At 58.8% G+C, this 19,162-nt stretch carries 14 protein-coding genes; 13 read left to right on the forward strand and 1 reads right to left on the reverse strand.

Annotated elements, in window-relative coordinates:
- Nucleotides 1-53: 53 nt before the first annotated feature.
- Nucleotides 54-1,265, reverse strand: a complete 1,212-nt coding sequence (moaA, locus tag HMPREF2765_RS01045) for a GTP 3',8-cyclase MoaA (protein WP_070604072.1) — start codon at nucleotides 1,263-1,265, stop codon at nucleotides 54-56.
- 232 nt (nucleotides 1,266-1,497) lie between these two features.
- Between moaA and modA the strand changes: the two genes are divergently transcribed.
- The 13 genes from modA to gcvP all read left to right on the forward strand — a co-directional run bounded on the left by modA (nucleotide 1,498) and on the right by gcvP (nucleotide 19,120).
- Nucleotides 1,498-2,304, forward strand: coding sequence for a molybdate ABC transporter substrate-binding protein (gene modA / locus HMPREF2765_RS01050; RefSeq protein WP_049347303.1), 807 nt, complete (start codon nucleotides 1,498-1,500; stop codon nucleotides 2,302-2,304).
- A 115-nt stretch (nucleotides 2,305-2,419) separates the two neighbouring features.
- Nucleotides 2,420-3,220 carry an ABC transporter permease gene (locus tag HMPREF2765_RS01055; RefSeq protein WP_239663376.1) on the forward strand — a complete coding sequence of 267 codons (801 nt, stop codon included), beginning with the start codon at nucleotides 2,420-2,422 and terminating at the stop codon, nucleotides 3,218-3,220.
- A gap of 124 nt (nucleotides 3,221-3,344) precedes the next feature.
- Nucleotides 3,345-4,724, forward strand: coding sequence for a molybdopterin molybdotransferase MoeA (locus tag HMPREF2765_RS01060; protein ID WP_044150194.1), 1,380 nt, complete (start codon nucleotides 3,345-3,347; stop codon nucleotides 4,722-4,724).
- A 108-nt stretch (nucleotides 4,725-4,832) separates the two neighbouring features.
- Nucleotides 4,833-5,333, forward strand: a complete 501-nt coding sequence (moaC, locus tag HMPREF2765_RS01065; protein ID WP_049347299.1) for a cyclic pyranopterin monophosphate synthase MoaC — start codon at nucleotides 4,833-4,835, stop codon at nucleotides 5,331-5,333.
- Between the two features lie 65 nt (nucleotides 5,334-5,398).
- A complete protein-coding gene (locus HMPREF2765_RS01070) occupies nucleotides 5,399-5,917 on the forward strand; it encodes a MogA/MoaB family molybdenum cofactor biosynthesis protein (RefSeq protein WP_049347297.1) in 519 nt (172 codons plus the stop codon).
- On the forward strand, nucleotides 5,907-6,413 hold the full coding sequence (locus tag HMPREF2765_RS01075; RefSeq protein ID WP_044150198.1) for a molybdenum cofactor biosynthesis protein MoaE: 507 nt from the start codon (nucleotides 5,907-5,909) through the stop codon (nucleotides 6,411-6,413). Before HMPREF2765_RS01070 ends, HMPREF2765_RS01075 begins: the two co-directional genes overlap by 11 nt.
- Nucleotides 6,414-6,533: 120 nt before the next feature.
- Nucleotides 6,534-7,727 (forward strand): ThiF family adenylyltransferase, encoded by a 1,194-nt coding sequence (locus HMPREF2765_RS01080; RefSeq protein ID WP_049356338.1) that lies wholly within the window; start codon nucleotides 6,534-6,536, stop codon nucleotides 7,725-7,727.
- Nucleotides 7,728-7,805: 78 nt separating this feature from the next.
- The gene (locus HMPREF2765_RS01085) at nucleotides 7,806-11,525 is read left to right on the forward strand and encodes a nitrate reductase subunit alpha (protein WP_049341117.1); all 3,720 of its coding nucleotides are present in this window, start codon (nucleotides 7,806-7,808) and stop codon (nucleotides 11,523-11,525) included.
- Nucleotides 11,525-13,138, forward strand: a complete 1,614-nt coding sequence (narH, locus tag HMPREF2765_RS01090; RefSeq protein WP_005504921.1) for a nitrate reductase subunit beta — start codon at nucleotides 11,525-11,527, stop codon at nucleotides 13,136-13,138. Before HMPREF2765_RS01085 ends, narH begins: the two co-directional genes overlap by 1 nt.
- Before the next feature lie 3 nt (nucleotides 13,139-13,141).
- Nucleotides 13,142-13,882 (forward strand): nitrate reductase molybdenum cofactor assembly chaperone, encoded by a 741-nt coding sequence (gene narJ, locus HMPREF2765_RS01095; protein ID WP_005504922.1) that lies wholly within the window; start codon nucleotides 13,142-13,144, stop codon nucleotides 13,880-13,882.
- Nucleotides 13,883-13,908: 26 nt separating this feature from the next.
- Nucleotides 13,909-14,742, forward strand: coding sequence for a respiratory nitrate reductase subunit gamma (narI, locus tag HMPREF2765_RS01100; protein ID WP_049347293.1), 834 nt, complete (start codon nucleotides 13,909-13,911; stop codon nucleotides 14,740-14,742).
- 30 nt (nucleotides 14,743-14,772) lie between these two features.
- Nucleotides 14,773-15,993: an MFS transporter gene (locus tag HMPREF2765_RS01105; protein ID WP_070604073.1), complete on the forward strand. Its 1,221-nt coding sequence runs from the start codon at nucleotides 14,773-14,775 to the stop codon at nucleotides 15,991-15,993.
- Nucleotides 15,994-16,279: 286 nt separating this feature from the next.
- The gene (gene gcvP / locus HMPREF2765_RS01110; RefSeq protein ID WP_049356342.1) at nucleotides 16,280-19,120 is read left to right on the forward strand and encodes an aminomethyl-transferring glycine dehydrogenase; all 2,841 of its coding nucleotides are present in this window, start codon (nucleotides 16,280-16,282) and stop codon (nucleotides 19,118-19,120) included.
- The last annotated feature ends 42 nt before the right edge of the window (nucleotides 19,121-19,162 follow it).

Genomic DNA, 19,162 nt, shown 5'->3' on the forward strand with positions numbered 1-19,162 from the left:
CTTGTCCCACGCATATTTGGGTGTATATCCGGCTAATAAATAGGGTAGTTTCCTTAGCCGCCAATAGCGCTCATCGAGCGGCTCGCCTTGGCGAACTCCTCAATATCGAAGTCAGCGTCTTCCTTGCCGTGAGCGCGCGGCTTGAACCACATGCCTTCACGCCAACGCAGAGCCAGCTGCTGATCGTCAGCACCGGAACGTAGAAGCTGCATCAGGTCAGTCTCAGTGTCAGAGAACAAACACGAGCGAATCTTGCCGTCCGCCGTCAGGCGGGTGCGGGTGCACGCATTGCAGAACGACTCCGTCACCGAGGCGATGATGCCCACACGACCCAGAGACTCGGTACCGTCGACGGGGAAGCCCGCATCATCCAGGGCAGTACCGAGCGGGTACACCTCCCACAGCTGAGCGGGGGAGTCACCACGCGCCTCAGCCACCGAACCCAGGACGTACTCAGCCGACAGCTTCTCACGAATCTCAGCGGCGGTAATCGTGCCCTCACGGGTCCAACGGTTATCTGCATCCAGCGGCATCTGCTCAATAAAACGCAGCTGATAGCCACCCGCCAACGCCCAGCGCAGAAGCTCCGGAGCCTGATCATCATTCAGACCCGGCATCAGCACAGCATTAATCTTGATGGGCCACAGACCAGCCTCGGCAGCACCGTCAATACCCTTGAGCACGGCATCGAGCTTATCGCGGCGGGTCAACTCGGCAAAGGTTTCACGGCAAATCGTATCCAGAGAAACATTGATGCGGGTCAGACCAGCCTCCGCCAGGGCGGCGGCACGCTTCTCCAAACCAATACCGTTCGTTGTAATAGCAAGCGGAACATCCGGATGCGCCTGATGGATACGGGAAATAATGTCCACCAAATCGGCGCGCACCAGCGGCTCGCCACCGGTAAAGCGGATCTCCTCAACGCCCAGCTCAGTAATCGCAATATCGGCAAGGCGCGCAATCTCCTCGGCGGAGAGCAGATTCTCCTTGGGAAGCCACTGCAAACCATCCGCCGGCATGCAATAAATGCAACGAAGATTACATTTATCGGTCAGAGAGATACGAAGATCAGTCGCCACGCGACCCCAACGGTCCAAGAGCGGACCGCTGTTCGTAATATTCGGGAGCTTACGCTCGACCTTTACGCCACTCTCAGATTTTTCGGGCGTAATAAAAGCAGCCCCGTTACCCTCCGCAGAAGATAAGGTGCTTAACGTTGGGCCCGCAATGAGCTCAGAAGAGGCCGAATTTGCCGTGTACGCCATGTAAAACCTATGTGGAAAATTTGCATATTTCAGGTGACAATATGATTATTCCATGTTCCGGCGCCCCGTACATAGTGTGTGCAGGGTAAGTTACAACTGCGCCACGGCAGACAACCACGACGAAGTAACGCCGCGTGTACAAGCTAGGGACGTACACGGAACGTCATACAGAGCCCGCACATGGACGCACCTCACCTTCAATAGCAGTACGAACTAACCAAGGAAATACCTCATGAAGACCCCCCTCGCGGCCCTCAGCGCGCTCGCCGCCGCAACCCTCGCCCTCACCGGATGCGGCGCCACCCAGAGCTCCTCTTCGTCCACTGCCTCCGCATCGAGTAGCCAGGCTGCCTCCGGCAAGGTCGAAGTCTTCGCCGCCGCCTCCCTGAACAACGCAGGTGCAGACCTCGAAAAGGCATACGAAGCCGCCAACCCCGGCGTAGACGTCACCTTCGTCTACGAAGGCTCCGCAAAGCTCGTCAACCAGATCGAACAGGGCGCAACCCCCGACCTGCTCATCACCGCAGACACCAAGAACATGGACAAAGCAAAGAAGCTCGACCAGTTCTCCGACTCCAAAACCAACGTTCTGGTCACCAACAAGCTCGTGCTCGTCACCGCCGAAGGCAACCCCGGCAAGATCAACAGCCTCGACGACCTCAAGACCACCGACGGCGTCGTCGCAGTCTGCAAAGAAGACGTTCCCTGCGGCACCATCGCCCACCAGGAACTGAAGAAGCACGACATCACCCTCAAGAACGCAACCACCGAAAGCAAGGTCACCGACGTAGCCACCAAGGTCACCACCGGTAACGCCGATGCGGGCTTCATCTACACCACCGACCTCGCCGCCGCTAAGAAGAAGGGTGTCAACCTCGGATCCGTCGAGCTGACCGATGTGGAACGCAACGAATACCCCGCAGCGCTCAGCAAGACCGGCTCCTCCTCCGAAACCGCGAAGAAGTTCAACGAATGGCTGAAGAACTCCGACGAGGCGAAGAAAATCCTCACCGAGTACGGCTTCAACACCGCACAGTAATTCAACACCGCCACAGTAGGGAACAACCCGCGTCTCACCACCCATGACAGACACTACCGCTACCCATCGCAACGCCGGAACCTCACGCACACCCGGAAGCAGACTCTTCGCCTCCGTGCCTGTGCTCTTCCTGGTTCCGGCGTCGCTGGGCATTTTCCTCATTGCCGGACCGCTCCTTGGGCTCTTCCTCAACATCCCCTGGGGACAGCTCGGCAGCATCTTCACCCCGCAGGTGCTCGGAGCGGCGAACCTCTCACTCAGCACCGCCGCCGCCTCCACCCTCATCTGCGGGCTTCTTGGCGCACCCCTGGCGCTCGTGCTCTCTAAAGTGCTCAACCGCTCGCGGCTACACCGATTCGGATCGGTCCTCTACGCCATCATCTACACCCCGGTGATTCTCTCCCCGGTCGTCTCCGGACTCGGTCTGCTCTTCTTCTGGGGACGCAAAGGCATGATCGGCACCTACCTCTACCAGGCAGGAATCTCTATCCCCTTCACCCCCAACGCGGTGATTATCGCCCAGGTCTTCGTCGCCCTACCCTTCTTCGTTGCCACCGCGGTCACCACCCTGCAGGCTATTCCCCGCGAATACGAAGAAATCGCCCTCGTCGAAGGCGCTAAACCCGCAGAAATCACCTTCAAAGTGCTCCTGCCCCTCGCCGCGCCCGGCCTCGCCACTGCCTTCCTGCTCTCCTTCGCCCGCGCCCTCGGCGAATACGGCGCAACCGTCACCTTCGCCGGCAACGTCCAAGGAAAAACCCAAACCATACCCCTCGCCATCGACCTAGCCATCAACAGCAGCGACATCCCCAGCGCCCTCGGAAGCGCCCTGATACTCATCAGCCTCTACCTAGGAATATTTGGGATCCTCGGCCTGATTCGCGCCCTCAAAAAACTACGCGAAAGCACCCGATAAGCCGCTTCGTCACTTGCCCCACATACCGGCCGGCACACACCGGTCCTTAGGCAAAACTGCATTTACCAGCCCACAAACACACATCTACACTAGTCATAACCGCCGCCGCACGATTGGAACCGCCATGATTGCCCCCGAATTCAACGGAACCCCCAGCACCGAGGAATACCGCGCCTACCTGGCGCTACTGCTGCGCGAAGTCTTCATCGGCACCGCAGAAACGGTTCCCCTCTACCACGCGGCAGGACGCATCCTCGCCCAAGACGTCACCGCACGCATGGACGTACCCAGCTTCGACAACTCCCAAATGGACGGCTACGCCCTCACCGCCGAAGCCGCAGAACGCGAAGACCGCATCTTCACCGTCGGACGCGAAATCCCCGCTGGCCGCCCCCTCCAACGTTCCCGCTCCTCTGACGACCTGACCTACCCCATCATGACCGGCGCGCCCATGCCTAAGGGCTACGACGCCGTCATCCCCGTCGAACAGTCTGAACGCATCGAATATCCCGACCTACCCGAGTCCTTCGGCCGCCCCAGCGAAAAGGTCAAACTCGCCCCCGGCAAGCCCGGACAATTCGTGCGCCGCCGCGGCGAAGACGTCGTCACCGGCCAGGTCCTCGCACGCGCCGGTGAACGCATCACCCCCGCCATGCTTGGTGCGCTCGCATCCCAGGGCTACGCACGCCTGACCGTTGCGGCTGGTCCTCGCGTGCTCGTGTGCACCGGCGGCGACGAGATCCTCTCCGGCGTTGAAGAAGATGGAAGCGCCACCACTCAGGAACTTGGCCAGGGCCAGATTTTTGACGCCAACGGACCCATGCTCACCGCCATGCTCCGCGAAGACGGAGCGGAGGTGCGCCGCATCGCTATCGGTGACGACCCGGTAGAGCTGGTGCACCGCCTCGTAGCAGAGTACGAGAGCTTCAAACCGGACATCATCATCACCTCGGGTGGTATTAGCCACGGCAAATACGAGGTGGTCCGTAACGCCATCGCCAAGGCACACGAAGCCGATATTCTGGTGCCCGTCTCCTGGTTTGGCCACGTCAGCCAGCAGCCCGGCGGCCCCCAGGGCGTGAACCTGCTCGACTTCAAGGGCCACCGCGTGCCCATGATCTCCTTCCCCGGAAACCCAGTGAGCACGCTCATCTCGTACGCGCTGATTCTGCGCCCCTACCTGCGTGCTGGCGGTCCCTACGGTGTGCCCTACGCGGTCGCCTCCGAACAAGCGACCTTGAATAACGCACCGCGAGGCGTGCTCGTCACCGAAACCCCGCTCACCGCACCGGCGGCCAAACGCCAGTTCCTGCGCGGCACCCTCGCCATGGTCGAGGTGGAACCCGGAACCTACCGGGTGGAGCTCTACCCGGACGTCCTCTCAGGCTCGCACCTGCTACACCGAGCCGCCCAGGCGGACGTGCTCATCGAGCTGGCGCCCGGAACCACCTACACCGGGGGAGAGGCAGTGCCCTACCACCGCATTCGCCTCACCGATAACTAAGCGAAACACACCCGCGTTGTTCCTTGCGTGAACGACAAGGAATAATTGAGACTCATACTAAGTAACGATTCGCGGCAGAAGAATACCGCGCTGAAGCCAGGAGAAACGATGACCTCTACCTCGCAGCCCAACCAGGAACTGACCCACGTGCGCGCCGACGGCTCAGCACACATGGTGGACGTTACGGAGAAGTCGGTCACCACCCGCACCGCCCTGGCGGAGGCAACCGTGCGCACCCGCGAAGACGTCATCGCCATGATTTTTGATGCAGACCTGCCCAAGGGCGACGCGCTTCCGGTTGCACGTGTTGCCGGCATTATGGGTGCTAAGCGCACCCCGGAAATCATTCCCCTCTGCCACCCGCTGCCCCTGGGCAAGATCACGGTGGACTTTGAGCGGGGCACCGACTTCGTGCGTATTGAGGCGTCCGTGAAGACCCGCGGCGTCACCGGCGTAGAGATGGAGGCGCTCACCGCCGTCTCCTCGGCAGCGCTGACCGTTTTCGACATGATTAAGGCAGTCGATAAGCACGCCGTCATCACCGATATCCGTGTTCTGGAGAAGAGCGGCGGCAAGTCCGGCGACTGGTCCGTCCGCGAGGGCTCCTAAGCTCCGGCGGCACACCGACCCCACCGACCCCACTGTCACCTGATAGATACAGAAAAGGAAAGCCAATGAGTAGCGAAGACTACACCATGCCGGAGAACCTGACCGGTCTGGTCATTGTCGCCTCCACCCGCGCAGCCCGCGGCGTGTACGAGGATAAGTCCGGCCCCATCGCCGTGGAATGGTTGCGCTCGCGCGGCTTCGACACCCCGGACGCTGTGGTCATTGAAGACCGCGATATCGTCGAGTACTTCAACACCCTGGTCACCGAGGGAAAGAAGAACGGCACCCTGCCGACCTTCATCCTGACCAGCGGTGGTACCGGTCTGAACTCTGACGACCAGACCGTGGAGGCTGTACGCCCCCACCTGGATAAGGAAGTTCCCGGCATCATGCATGCCTTCTGGAAGAACGGTCTGAAGAACGTTCCTGCGGCGGTGCTTTCACGCGGCGTGGCGGGCGTCATTGACCGTACCTTCGTGATGACCCTGCCCGGTTCGCGCGGTGGCGTGAAGGACGGCGTGGCGACCCTCGACCCGCTTGTTGAGCACATTTGCCGTCAGATGGAGGACTACCATGACCACTAAGCCGCAGAAGGAAGAATCCCTGGACCACTCGGGCGCGCACGGTGCTGAGCCGAGCGGCTCGACCGTGGTGTTCACTGATATTACGGAGGCTCCCCTGGAACCGCTGTACGCGGCGGCTAAGGCTGAGGTTATGACTGATGCCATGGGTGCCCTGGTAATTTTTGACGGCATTGTGCGCAACCATGATCATGGTAGCGCGGTGCGCGGGCTGTCTTACAGCGCGCATCCGCAGGCTCGTGAGTATATTGCCGAGGTTGCCGCTGAGGTTGCCGCCGAGCTGGATGGCGTGCGTCTGTGGGCTGTGCACCGCGTGGGTCCGATTGCTATTGGCGAGTCGGCTCTGACCGTGATGGCGGCGGCTGCTCACCGTGGCCGCGCGTTTGATGCCTGCGAGCTGGTGGCTGACCGGGTGAAGGCTCGCGTGCCGATTTGGAAGGAACAGGAACTGCTCGATGGAAGCATCGAGTGGGTTGGCGTGGATACTTCGCCCGCTTAGCCTTCTGAATATTCTGAATATAAGCCTGTCAGGGGGATTTCTCTCGGGCAGGCTTATTCTCCTTGAAGCTTGGATCCCTAAAGTTCAAGCCACCTCTACTATTTGATGCGAGGAACCCCTATGTCTTCTCACACCTCTCGTAGCACGAGCGAGCTCTCTGCCGCTGAGCGTGCGTTCTACTCTCGTCAGCTGATTCTGCCCGAAATGGGGTACGAAGCTCAGCTGGCACTCAAGCGTGCGCGAGTGGTGGTGCTTGGCGCTGGCGGTTTGGGTGCTCCCGCGCTGCTGTACCTGGCGGGTGCCGGGGTCGGTCAGATTGTGGTGGTTGATGATGACGTCGTGGATGCTTCGAATCTGCACCGCCAGGTGATTCATACGCACGCCAGGGTGGGTAATTCTAAGGCTGACTCTGCCGCTGAGTCTTTGCGCTCGCTGAATCCTTTTATTGAGGTTGTGCCGGTGCGTGAGCGTTTAACGGAGGCGAATGTTGATGATTTGCTGTCTGGCGCTGATTTGGTGCTGGATGGTAGCGATAATTTTGAGTCGCGTTATATGGTGTCGGCGGCGGCGGCGCGTGCTGGGATTGCGCATGTGTGGGCTGCGATTCTTGGCTTTGATGCGCAGTTGAGTGTGTTTTGGGCGGGACACGGTCCGGTGTATGAGGATTTGTACCCTCATGCTCCTGCTGCCGGTAGCGTGCCGTCGTGTAGTACTGCTGGCGTGGTGGGTGCTATGGCTGGCGTGGTGGGTGCTGCGATGGCTATGGAGGCAGTGAAGCTGCTGACCGGGGTGGGGGAGCCGCTCATGGGTGAGGTTGGCCTATATTCGGCGTTAAGCGGGAGGTGGGAATATATACCTCTTGTAGCTAGCGTGCAAGCTGTACCTAAGAAAAGCGCTGTTTTGCCCCAAGAAACGAGTCATAAGCCCAAAAATCATGTAACAATTCGTAATATTTCTCAGGATTTTACAAGCTCTTCTGCTGACTCGAAACCCCGCTCGATGAGCGCTCAGGACCTTAAAAAGATGTCATCGGGTGAAAATATTGCCCTTTTGGATGTCCGTGAGCAGGTGGAGTTCAATGCCTTTGCGATTGACGGTGCCATTAACCTGCCCCTCACTGAATTGCTTGAAGCGGCTCGAAATGACTCTCTCAAAGCCCTGATTGAGCGTAAAATCCCCGCAAATGCCCAGAAAATCGTTATTTACTGCACCGGATACACCCGAACGGTTGAGGCGGCTCGTGAAATAGCGCCCCTGGAGGAGCGTTCTGTGTACATGCTTGAGGGTGGAATTTCCGCCTGGCTTACGGTCTAAAGCACCCTTATTTCGTATGAATTAGGCAAGGTTTTTATCTCGTATTTTCCATGCCAAATTTCCGATATATTGGGCAGTATGGAACAAGCATCACAGATTAAGGGCCCGGACGGCCCCCTTACCGATCAGCTGATCAAGTTCGGTAAGTTCTTCTCCCGCTGGGATGAGACTGAAGACGGCCGCGCCGTCTTCCGTGAAGGCGGCCGCGAAGGTGACGCCTTCTACCGCGACCGTTGGAGCCACGATAAGGAAGTTCGCTCTACCCACGGCGTGAACTGCACCGGCTCCTGCTCCTGGAAGGTGTACGTCAAGGACGGCATTATCACCTGGGAAGCACAGGAAACCGATTACCCCTCGGTTGGTCCCGACCGCCCCGAGTACGAGCCCCGCGGTTGCCCCCGCGGTGCAGCATTCTCGTGGTACACCTACTCTCCCACTCGCGTTAAGTACCCCTACGTTCGCGGTCTCCTGCTGGAGATGTACCGCGAAGCGAAGGCAATCCACAACGATCCCGTGGACGCCTTCCACTCCATCGTGTCCGACCCCGCCAAGCGTGCACGCTACGTGAACGCACGCGGTAAGGGTGGTCTGGTGCGCTCGACCTGGGCTGAGGCTCTCGAGCTGATGGCTGCTGCTCACGTGCACACCATCAAGTACTACGGCCCCGACCGTAACACCGGCTTCACCCCGATTCCGGCAATGTCCATGGCGTCCTTCAGCGCGGGTGTTCGCTACATCCAGCTGGCCGGTGGCGTCATGACCAGCTTCTACGACTGGTACGCTGACCTCCCCGTGGCTTCCCCGCAGGTCTTCGGCGACCAGACCGACGTTCCCGAGTCCGGCGACTGGTGGGACGCTGCATACCTCATCATGTGGGGTGCAAACGTTCCGCTGACCCGTACCCCGGATGCTCACTGGGTCTCCGAGGTCCGCTACCGCGGTACCAAGGTTGTCACCGTGAGCCCCGACTACGCCGACAACACCAAGTTCGCTGACGAGTGGCTGCCCGCCCAGGCAGGTACCGACGCGGCACTGGCAATGGCGATGGGCCACGTCATCCTTAAGGAGAACTACGTCGACCAGCGTGTCGAGTTCTTCGAGGACTTCTCCCTGACCTACACCGACCTTCCCTTCCTGGTCACCCTGGAAACCCGTGAAGACGGCATTAAGGTTCCCTCCAAGTTCCTGACTGCAGCTAAGCTCGCTGGCGAGGCTGAGCAGCCGAACGCTGACTTCAAGCCCGTCCTGATGGACCGCGAGACTGGCGAGGTCTTCGTGCCCAACGGCACCATGGGTCACCGTTACGCTCAGGAAGACCAGGGCAAGTGGAACCTGGATTTGCAGGGTCGTAAGCCGATTCTGTCGATTCGCGACCTGCCTCAGGGCCAGTCCGCAGCGGTTGAGATTAAGATGCCGACCTTCGATAACCCGAAGGGTCACGGCGACGTCATTACCCGCGGCGTGCCCGTAACCTACGTTGATGGTCACGAAGTTACTACCGTCTTCGATATCATGCTGGCACAGTACGGTGTGGGCCGTGAGGGTCTGCCCGGTACCTGGGCTAAGGACTACGAGGACTGGAACGTTCAGAACACCCCGGCATGGCAGGAGCAGATTACTTCTGTCCCCGCCGAGGCTGTTATTCGCGTTGCCCGCGAGTTCGCCAAGAGCGCCCTGGATTCCGGCGGCCGCTCCATGGTCATCTTCGGTGCAGGTATCTGCCAGTGGTACCACGCTGACACCACCTACCGCGCTATCCTCGCTCTGCTGAACCTGACCGGTTGCCAGGGTCGCAACGGTGGCGGTTGGGCTCACTACGTGGGCCAGGAGAAGGCACGTCCTCTGACCGGTCTGACCAACATTGCGAACGCTCTGGACTGGAGCCGCCCGCCGCGTCACATGATCGGTACCGGCTTCTGGTACATGCACACTGACCAGTTCCGTCAGGACGCATACTCCACCGACTACCTGCAGTCCCCGCTGGCTAAGGGCGAGCTGCGCGACGTTCACACTGCTGACGTTGTGGCACGTTCTACCCGTATGGGCTGGATGCCGTTCTACCCGCAGTTCCCCGAGAACTCGCTGGATCTGGCAGACAAGGCAGAGCAGGCAGTGGCACGCGGCGAGGCTTCCTCGAACGCGGACTACATTGCACAGCGCCTGAACTCCGGTGACCTGGAGTTCTCCGTTGAGGACGTTGACAACCCCGTCAACTGGCCTCGTACCCTGACCCTGTGGCGTTCGAACCTGTTCGGTTCCTCCGCTAAGGGTGAGAGCTACTTCCTGAAGCACCTGGTCGGTAGCATGGACAACGTCCAGGGCTCCGACTCGGAGAAGCTGCCGAACGAAGTGAAGTGGGTTGAGGACGCGCCTCAGGGCAAGCTGGATCTGCTGGTCACCTCGGACTTCCGTATGACCTCCACGACCCTGCTGTCTGACATCGTTCTGCCGACTGCTACCTGGTACGAGAAGCACGATATCTCCTCGACCGATATGCACCCGTTCCTGCACGCGTTCTCCCCGGCAATTGACCCGCCGTGGGAGGCAAAGACCGACCACGAGACCTTCAAGGCACTGGCGTTTGAGTTCAGCCGCCTGGCTAAGAAGCACCTCGGCGTCCGTAAGGACATCGTTTCGGTCCCGCTGTTGCACGACACCCCCGGCCAGATTGCTCAGCCCGGCGGTCACGCACCCGACTGGAAGAACACCCCCGGTATGGTGGGCGTACCCGGCAAGAACATGCCGAACTTCGTCACCGTCGAGCGCGACTACGGCGCACTGTACGACATGTACACCACCGTTGGCCCGCTGTTCGATAAGCTCGGTGCAACCACCAAGTTCATCACTTACGACCTGAAGGACGAAGTCGCGAAGATGGCTAAGGAATTCGGCGTGATGGACTCCGGTAAGGGCGCAGGCCGTCCGGCACTGGATACCGACGTGAAGATTTCTGAAGCAATCCTCATGATTTCCGGTACCTCCAACGGTGAGGTCGCTGTCAAGGGCTTCAAGGAGCTTGAGAAGCAGACCGGTCTGCACCTGATGGACCTGGCAGAAGGTAACGAGGAACGTCGTATCACCTTCCCTATGACCCAGGCCGCACCGCAGCCCGTGATGACCTCCCCCGAGTGGTCCGGTTCGGAGACCGGTGGTCGCCGTTACGCTCCGTTCACCGTCAACATCGAGAAGAAGAAGCCGTTCCACACCCTGACCGGCCGTATGCACTTCTTCCTCGACCACGACTGGATGCACGAAATGGGCGAGGCTCTGCCGATTTACCGTCCGCCGCTGGATATGACCGGCCTGTACAACGAGCCTGAGCTCGGTACTACCGATGGTGTTTCGGTTGCTGTTCGCTACCTGACCCCGCACAACAAGTGGGCAATTCACTCGCAGTACTTCGATAACCACTACATGCTGAGCATGTTCCGTGGCGGTCCGACTGCATGGATGAGCCCGCAGGACGCTGAGAAGATTGGCGTCAAGGATGGCGAGTGGATTGAGTGTGTGAACACCAATGGTGTCTTCGTCGGCCGTGCGGTTGTTTCGCACCGTATGCCCGAGGGCGTTTGCTACGTCTACCACGCTCAGGAGCGTATGGTTAGCCCGAAGTCTGAAGTCACCGGTAAGCGCGGTGGTATTCACAACTCGGTGACCCGTATTCTTCTGAAGCCCACCCACATGATTGGTGGCTACGCTCACCAGGCGTTCGCCTTCAACTATCTTGGACCGACCGGTAACCAGCGAGACATCGTCTCGTACATCCGTCGCCGTAAGTCCCAGGAGGTAACTTTCTAATGCGCGTTATGGCACAAGTTGCTATGGTGATGGCGCTCGATAAGTGCATCGGCTGCCACACCTGCTCCGTGACCTGTAAGCAGGCATGGACGAACCGAGCCGGTACCGAGTACGTCTGGTTCAACAACGTTGAGACTCGTCCCGGCCAGGGTTACCCCCGCCGTTACGAGGATCAGGAGAAGTGGAAGGGCGGCTGGGTGCTGAACAAGCGCGGTCGTCTGGAGCTCAAGAGCGGTAACCGCTTCCAGAAGCTCTTCACGATCTTTGCTTCCCCGATTCAGCCCGAGCTGAACGACTACTACGAGCCCTGGACCTACGATTACCAGAACCTGACCAGTGCTCCTCTGGGTGATGACTTCCCGGCTGCTAAGCCGGTCTCCCTCATCACCGGTGAGGACACCAAGGTCGAGTGGGGTATGAACTGGGACGACAACCTGGCTGGTGCGACCGAGTACGGTCACCTGGACCCGCTGGTTGAGAAGGTTCGCAAGAAGGCTGAGGACAAGATTAAGTTCGAGTTCGAGCAGACCTTCATGTTCTACCTGCCTCGTATTTGTGAGCACTGCTTGAACCCCTCCTGCATGGCTTCTTGCCCCTCCGGCGCTATCTACAAGCGCGCTGAGGACGGTATCGTTCTGGTTGACCAGGACCGTTGCCGCGGTTGGCGTCAGTGCATCACCGGCTGCCCCTACAAGAAGGTGTACTTCAACCACAAGACGGGTAAGGCTGAGAAGTGTACCTTCTGCTACCCCCGTATTGAGGCTGGTATTCCGACCGTGTGTGCTGAGACCTGTGTTGGTCGTATGCGCTACATCGGTATCTTCCTCTACGATGCAGACCGCGTGACTGAGGCTGCTTCGGTTGAGGATGAGAAGGACCTCTACGAGGCTCAGCTGTCGCTGATGCTTGATCCTTCGGATCCGGCTGTGATTGAGCAGGCTCGTAAGAACGACATCCCCGATGCGTGGATTACTGCAGCTCAGAAGTCGCCCGTGTACAAGCTGGCGAAGGAGTGGAAGGTGGCCCTGCCCCTGCACCCCGAGTACCGCACCATGCCGATGGTTTGGTACGTGCCGCCGCTGTCTCCGATTGTTGACCTGCTCAAGGAGCAGGGCCACGATGCAGAGAACAGCAACAACCTGTTCGGCGCTATTGAGTCTCTCCGTATTCCGGTTGAGTACCTGGCTGAGCTGTTCACCGCTGGTGACACTGAGGTTGTTACTAACGTTCTGCGCCGCCTGGCTGCGATGCGTTCGTACATGCGTGACATCAACCTCGGTGGCGAAGGCAACGAGGAGATTGCTCAGGCAGTTGGCATGACTGGTCAGCAGGTGTACGAGATGTACCGCCTGATGGCTATCGCTAAGTACAACGAGCGTTACGTCATTCCGAAGGCTCACATGGAAGACGCCCACAACCTTGAGGAAATGGGCTGCTCCCTGAGCGTGGATGGCGGACCCGGCATGTACGGCGATGCGTTCAACGACATGGAGGGTCGCCCGACCCCCGTGTCCACCGGTGTCTACGAGGCTAACAACAAGGTCAGCTTGTTCAGCTGGGATGGTTCTTCCCGTCCTGACGGCCTCTTCCCGAATACCACCGGAAAGAAGTAATAAGTGGCTGGATTCTTTTCCAAGCTCATGGGCAAGGCCGGTTCCGAGGCTACTGTCTCGGAGCCGGCTCAGCCGGAGAACCCGTTTGATATCGATTACGGTCCCGGCGAGGATAAGGACTCGGTGATTTACCAGGTGAGCGGTATGCTCCTGGGCTACCCCGATGAGGAGACTCTGAAGGTTCTGCCTGAACTGGTGGAGATTACCGCTTCCACCCAGGATGAGGCTTTCATTGCTGCCGTTGATGCGGTTCAGCAGTGGCTGACTTCTAAGGACCTGGAGGATGTGCAGTCCGAGTACGTGCAGGAGTACGACCTTTCGCGTCGTCATTCTCTGCATCTGTCCTACTGGACCGATGGCGATACCCGCCGCCGTGGTGAGACTCTTCTGCGTTTTAAGCAGATGTACCGCGACTCCGGTATGTTGACCGTTTTGAATGGTGAGCTTCCGGACTACCTGCCGCTGGTGCTGGAGTTCTGTGCGTTGGTGGATCGCCGTAAGGGCCGTTCCGCTTTGCAGGCGTACCGTCCGTCCCTTGAGCTTCTTCGTCTGTCCATGAAGGACGGAAATCTGCCCCACTACGGGTTGTTGCAGAGCATCTGCGATACCCTTCCTGGCGTCTCTCCGCAGACTCAGGAGGAGGTCCAGAAGATGGCTGGCTACGGCCCTCCCGTCGAGACTGTTGGCCTGAATGGCTACGCTGATCATCAGCTGCTCCAGCAGGCTTCGGCTCGTTCTAACTAGTTTTATCCCTTGTGAGGAGACAACACGTGTACGTACTTGCTTCTGAGAACGCAGGACATGCTGCACAGGCTGTAGCCGATCCGGGTATTGTTGACATCCTGCTGTGGGGCGTTCTGCCCTATGTTGCACTGGTCATTCTGATTGGTGGCACCATTTGGCGTTACCGTACTGACCAGTTCGGATGGACTACCCGCTCGTCCCAGGTCTATGAATCGAAGCTGTTGCGCATCGCTTCGCCCCTGTTCCATTACGGTCTTGCGGCCGTTTTCCTTGGCCACGTTGGTGGTCTGGTGGTGCCTAAGGCATTCACCGACCTGGTCGTTTCGGATGACACTTACCACATTGTGGCGCTGGTCGGCGGTTCTGTTGCTGCGGTCGCAACCATTGTTGGTATGTTCGTTCTGATTGGTCGCCGTGTTTCGAACTCTCGTGTGCGTTCGGCTACCACTCGTAATGACGTTTTCATGTATGTCGTTTTGGTTCTGGTGATTCTCGCCGGTACTGCGGCTACTCTGATTTCGGCAGTGAACCCCTCGGGCGGTTTGCCTCCGGTGAATGGTCACGAGGTTCACTTCAACTACCGTGAGACCATTTCTGTGTGGTTCCGTTCGCTGTTCTACTTCCACCCTGAGGTAGCTTTGATGGTGAATATTCCCGTGGCTTTCAAGATTCACATCGTGGTGGCTATGGTTCTGTTCATAATTTGGCCCTTTACCCGCCTGGTGCACGCACTGACTGTGCCCCTGCACTACCTCTTCCGCCCCTACACCGTGTACCGCTCTCGTGGCGGCCAGCGTGTTGGTGCACGTCGAGGTTGGGATCCGGTAGGTACTCTCCCGCGTGAGCGCGCCGACCGCTAATACACATATCCATATTGCAAAAGAGGAAATATGAGCACCCCTGTTGCACCGAGCTACGACCTGAAGAATGGTCAGCTCCGTAACGTTCTGCTGGCAACGTTCATCTCGACCATTGGTTTCTGGGCATGGACCATCGTTGGCCCGCTGGCGAAGATGTACGCAAAGCAGATGCACCTGGACGCTGGTATGACCAGCCTTCTGGTTGCTATGCCGATTTTCATCGGCGCTATCGGCCGTATTCCCGTTGGTGGTCTGACTGACCGCTACGGTGGTCGTATTATGTTCACCGCTGTTCTGGCGATTAGCGCACCCCTGGTCTTCCTGGTTGGTGTTGCTGGTCAGATGAACTCGCTGCCCATGCTGCTTGTTGTGGCGTTCTTCCTGGGTATTGCGGGTACCGTGTTCGCTGTGGGTATTCCCTTCAGTTCCGCATGGTATGACGCTTCCAAGAAGGGTTTTGCGACCGGTGTGTTCGGTGCCGGCATGGTGGGTACTGCAATTTCTGCATTCGCTACCCCCCGCCTGGTGCAGGGTATTGGTTACTTCCAGACTCACGTTCTGATTGCTGTTATCTGTGCTGTAACCGCTGCTATCTCTTTCTTCTTCTTGAAGGATTCTCCGGCAACCATCGGCCGTGAGGTTACTCCGCTGATGCCGAAGATTGTTCAGGCATTCAAGGTGAAGACCACTTGGCAGCTGTGCTTCCTCTACGCTGTTGTGTTCGGTGCGTTCGTGGCATTCTCGAACTACCTGCCTACTTACCTGAGCAACATCTACAACTTCAACGCTAACGACGCTGGTATGCGTGCGGCTGGCTTTGCGGTTGCTGCTGTGATTGCTCGTCCCTTCGGTGGTGTGCTGGCTGATAAGTTCGGTCCGAAGATTATCACCCTCATCTCCCTGGGTGGTGTGGTGATCCTGGCAGTTATTACCGCGTTCCAGCCTGATGCTGAGCACGTGTATGGTGCTGTTTTCATCCTGATGGCTGCTCTTCTGGGTCTGGGCCACGGCTCGGTCTTCGGCTGGGTGGCTCGTGCGGCTGATCCGAAGAACGTTGGTGCGGTGTCCGGTGTGGTTGCTGCTGCTGGCGCTCTGGGTGGTTTCTTCCCGCCGCTGGTGATGGGTGCAACCTACAACCAGGCTGAGAACAACTACTTCATCGGTCTGATGCTGCTGGCTGTGACTGCGGCTCTGGCTTTCCTGTCGGCATTCCTGGTGCCGCACGGTGGCAAGCCCAACCACGCTAAGTAGGTTCTTCTAGTACATCCTTCTGCAGGATGTATGCGAAGTTTGCTTTGACTGAGTCCGGCTCGTTTTCTCTTCGGAGGGAACGAGCCGGACTTTGTGCTTTTTTGCTGTTTTGTCGTCTGACAGGGGTGGGCTTTGGCGGGGCAGAAGAGTTTGATGTTTGGGCATGTCGAATGTTGGTAAAGCTAGCGAAACTTTGTGGAGATGTGGGACACTTTAAAGTGTTCGACTCGTCGCAATAGCGCGACGTGACCCCTCTACGGTTTGCGCCGACCAATAGGAGAATCCTATGTCCTTTATTGATCGTCATCTCGGCCCCCGTTCCGCAGACGCAGAGCAGATGCTCGAAACCCTGGGATACTCTTCCCTGGATGCGCTGATGGACGCTGTCGTCCCCTCCCAGATTCGCCTTGACGGCGAATTGCAGTTGCCTGCTCCGCTGTCGGAGCATGAGGCTCAGGCAAAGATCGCCGGCTATGCTGCGAAGAATAAGGTTCTCGCCCAGATGATTGGTGCCGGATACTACGATGCAGTAACTCCCGCAGTTCTGCGCCGTAACATTCTGGAAAACCCCGGTTTCTACACTTCTTACACCCCGTACCAGGCTGAGATTTCTCAGGGCCGCCTGGAGGCTCTGCTGAACTTCCAGAACACCGTGATGGAGCTGACCGGCCTGGAGATTGCAAACTCCTCCCTGCTGGATGAGGCGTCCGCAGTGGCTGAAGCAGCTGTCATGATGCACCGTGCAAACCGCAAGGTGAAGAACGGCTTCTTCGCTATTGACTCCCGTTGCCTGCCTCAGGTTATTTCGGTGACTCGTGGACGTGCAGAGATGCTCGGCATTCCTTTCGTGATTACTGATTTCTCTGAGGGTCTGCCCGAGGGTGACCTGTACGGTGTCATCCTGGCGTACCCCGGCAATGAAGGCGATATCCGCGATATTGAGCCGTTGATTAAGGCTGCTAAGGAGCGTAACGCTCTGGTTACCGTTGCTGCTGACCTGCTGGCTCTGACCCTGCTGAAGTCCCCTGGTGAGCTGGGCGCTGATATCGCTGTGGGTAATACTCAGCGTTTCGGTCTGCCTTTCTTCTTCGGTGGCCCCCACGCTGCGTACATGGCTGTTCACAAGGGTATGGAGCGTACCATGCCTGGCCGTCTGGTGGGTGTTTCTAAGGACTCTGCCGGTAAGCCTGCTTACCGTCTGGCTCTGCAGACTCGTGAGCAGCACATCCGCCGTGAGAAGGCTACTTCCAATATTTGTACTGCTCAGGCTCTGCTGGCGATTGTTGCTGGCGCTTACGCGATGTACCACGGTCCTGAGGGCCTGCGCGCTATCGCGAACCGCCTGCACACCAACGCCGCTCGTGTTGCTACCGCGCTGAAGGCTGCGGGCTACGGTATCGCCCACGATACTTTCTTCGACACCGTTGTGGTGGAGGCTGCTGGCCGTGCTGACGAGCTGGTTGCGAAGGCTCTGGAAGCTGGCGTGAACATCCGCCGCTTCGACGAGAACCGTGTTGGTATTTCCGTGGGTGAGTCTCATGGTGAGGAGCTGCTCAAGGGCCTGGTTGAGGCTCTGGGCGGCACCCTGGGTGAGGCAGATGCACAGTACGATCTGCCCGCTGAGCTGCTGCGTACCGATGAGTACATGCAGCACCCGATTTTCCACAAGTACCGCTCCGAGACCGAGATGATGCGCTACCTGCGTCACCTCGCTGATAAGGACCTGGCACTTGACCGCACCATGATTCCGCTGGGTTCGTGCACCATGAAGCTGAACGCGGCCGCTGAGATGGAGCCCATCTCCTGGCCTGAGTTCGCGAACATCCACCCGCTGGTCCCGGAGGACCAGGCAGAGGGCTGGCACGAGCTGATTAAGGATTTGAGCGAGTGGCTGGTTGCTATTACCGGTTACGATGCTATCTCGCTGCAGCCGAACTCGGGTGCGACCGGTGAGTACGCTGGTCTGCGCGCTATCCGTTCCTTCCATGAGGCTAACGGTGACCACGAGCGCGATACCGTCCTGATTCCGCTGTCTGCTCACGGCACCAACGCGGCATCTGCTGCTCTGGCTGGTCTGAAGGTTGCCGGTGTGGCAACTGCGGCTGACGGTTCGATTGATGTTGACGACCTGAAGGCAAAGATTGAGAAGTACGGCCCCAAGGTTGCCGGCATCATGATTACCTACCCTTCCACTCACGGTGTGTTTGAGGAGCAGGTTGCTGAGGTTTGCCAGCTGGTTCACGAGGCTGGCGGCCAGGTGTACCTGGATGGCGCGAACCTGAACGCTCAGATGGGCTTCGCTCAGCCCGGTAAGTTCGGCGGCGACGTTTCGCACCTGAACCTGCACAAGACCTTCTCCATTCCTCACGGTGGTGGCGGCCCCGGTGTTGGCCCGCTGGCTGTTCGTGAGCACCTGGCGAAGTTCCTGCCCGGCGACGCATACCGCGCTGATGCTGAAGGTAAGCTCCCCAACGATGCTGCACTGCCGATTTCTCAGGCGTTCTTCGGTTCTGCCGGTGTTCTGCCGATTAGCTGGATGTACATTGCGATGACTGGTGCTCAGGGTCTGAAGGACTCTTCGCAGTACGCGGTGCTGAACGCTAACTACATTGCGAAGAAGCTCAACGACAAGTACCCGGTGCTGTACACCGGCCCCGGCGGTCTGGTCGCTCACGAGTGCATCCTGGACCTGCGTCAGCTGACCGATCAGTCTCACGTGACTGCTGAGGACGTCTGCAAGCGTCTGATGGACTTCGGCTTCCACGCTCCGACTCTGGCGTTCCCGGTTCCGGGCACCCTGATGGTTGAGCCGACTGAGTCTGAGTCGAAGGAAGAGCTGGACCGCTTCATTGAGGCAATGGAGACCATCTACGACGAGATTATCGAGGTGGCTGAGGGCAAGGTCGCTGTGGATGATTCGGTTCTGCGCAACGCACCGCACACCGTTGATGTGGTGAGCGCTGATGAGTGGGATCGCCCCTACAGCCGTACTCAGGCAGCTTTCCCTGTCCCGAGCCTGCGCGCTAACAAGTACTTCACCTCGGTGGGTCGTATTGATGGCGCTGGCGGTGACCGTAACTTCGTGTGCGAATGCCCCCCGATGGAGGCTTTCGACCTGGAAGCATAAGGAGCCTGTAACGCTCCTGGGTAGGCTGTAGCGGTCTACCTG

The organism is Rothia sp. HMSC062H08 (assembly GCF_001810775.1).
Classification (GTDB): Bacteria; Actinomycetota; Actinomycetes; order Actinomycetales; family Micrococcaceae; genus Rothia.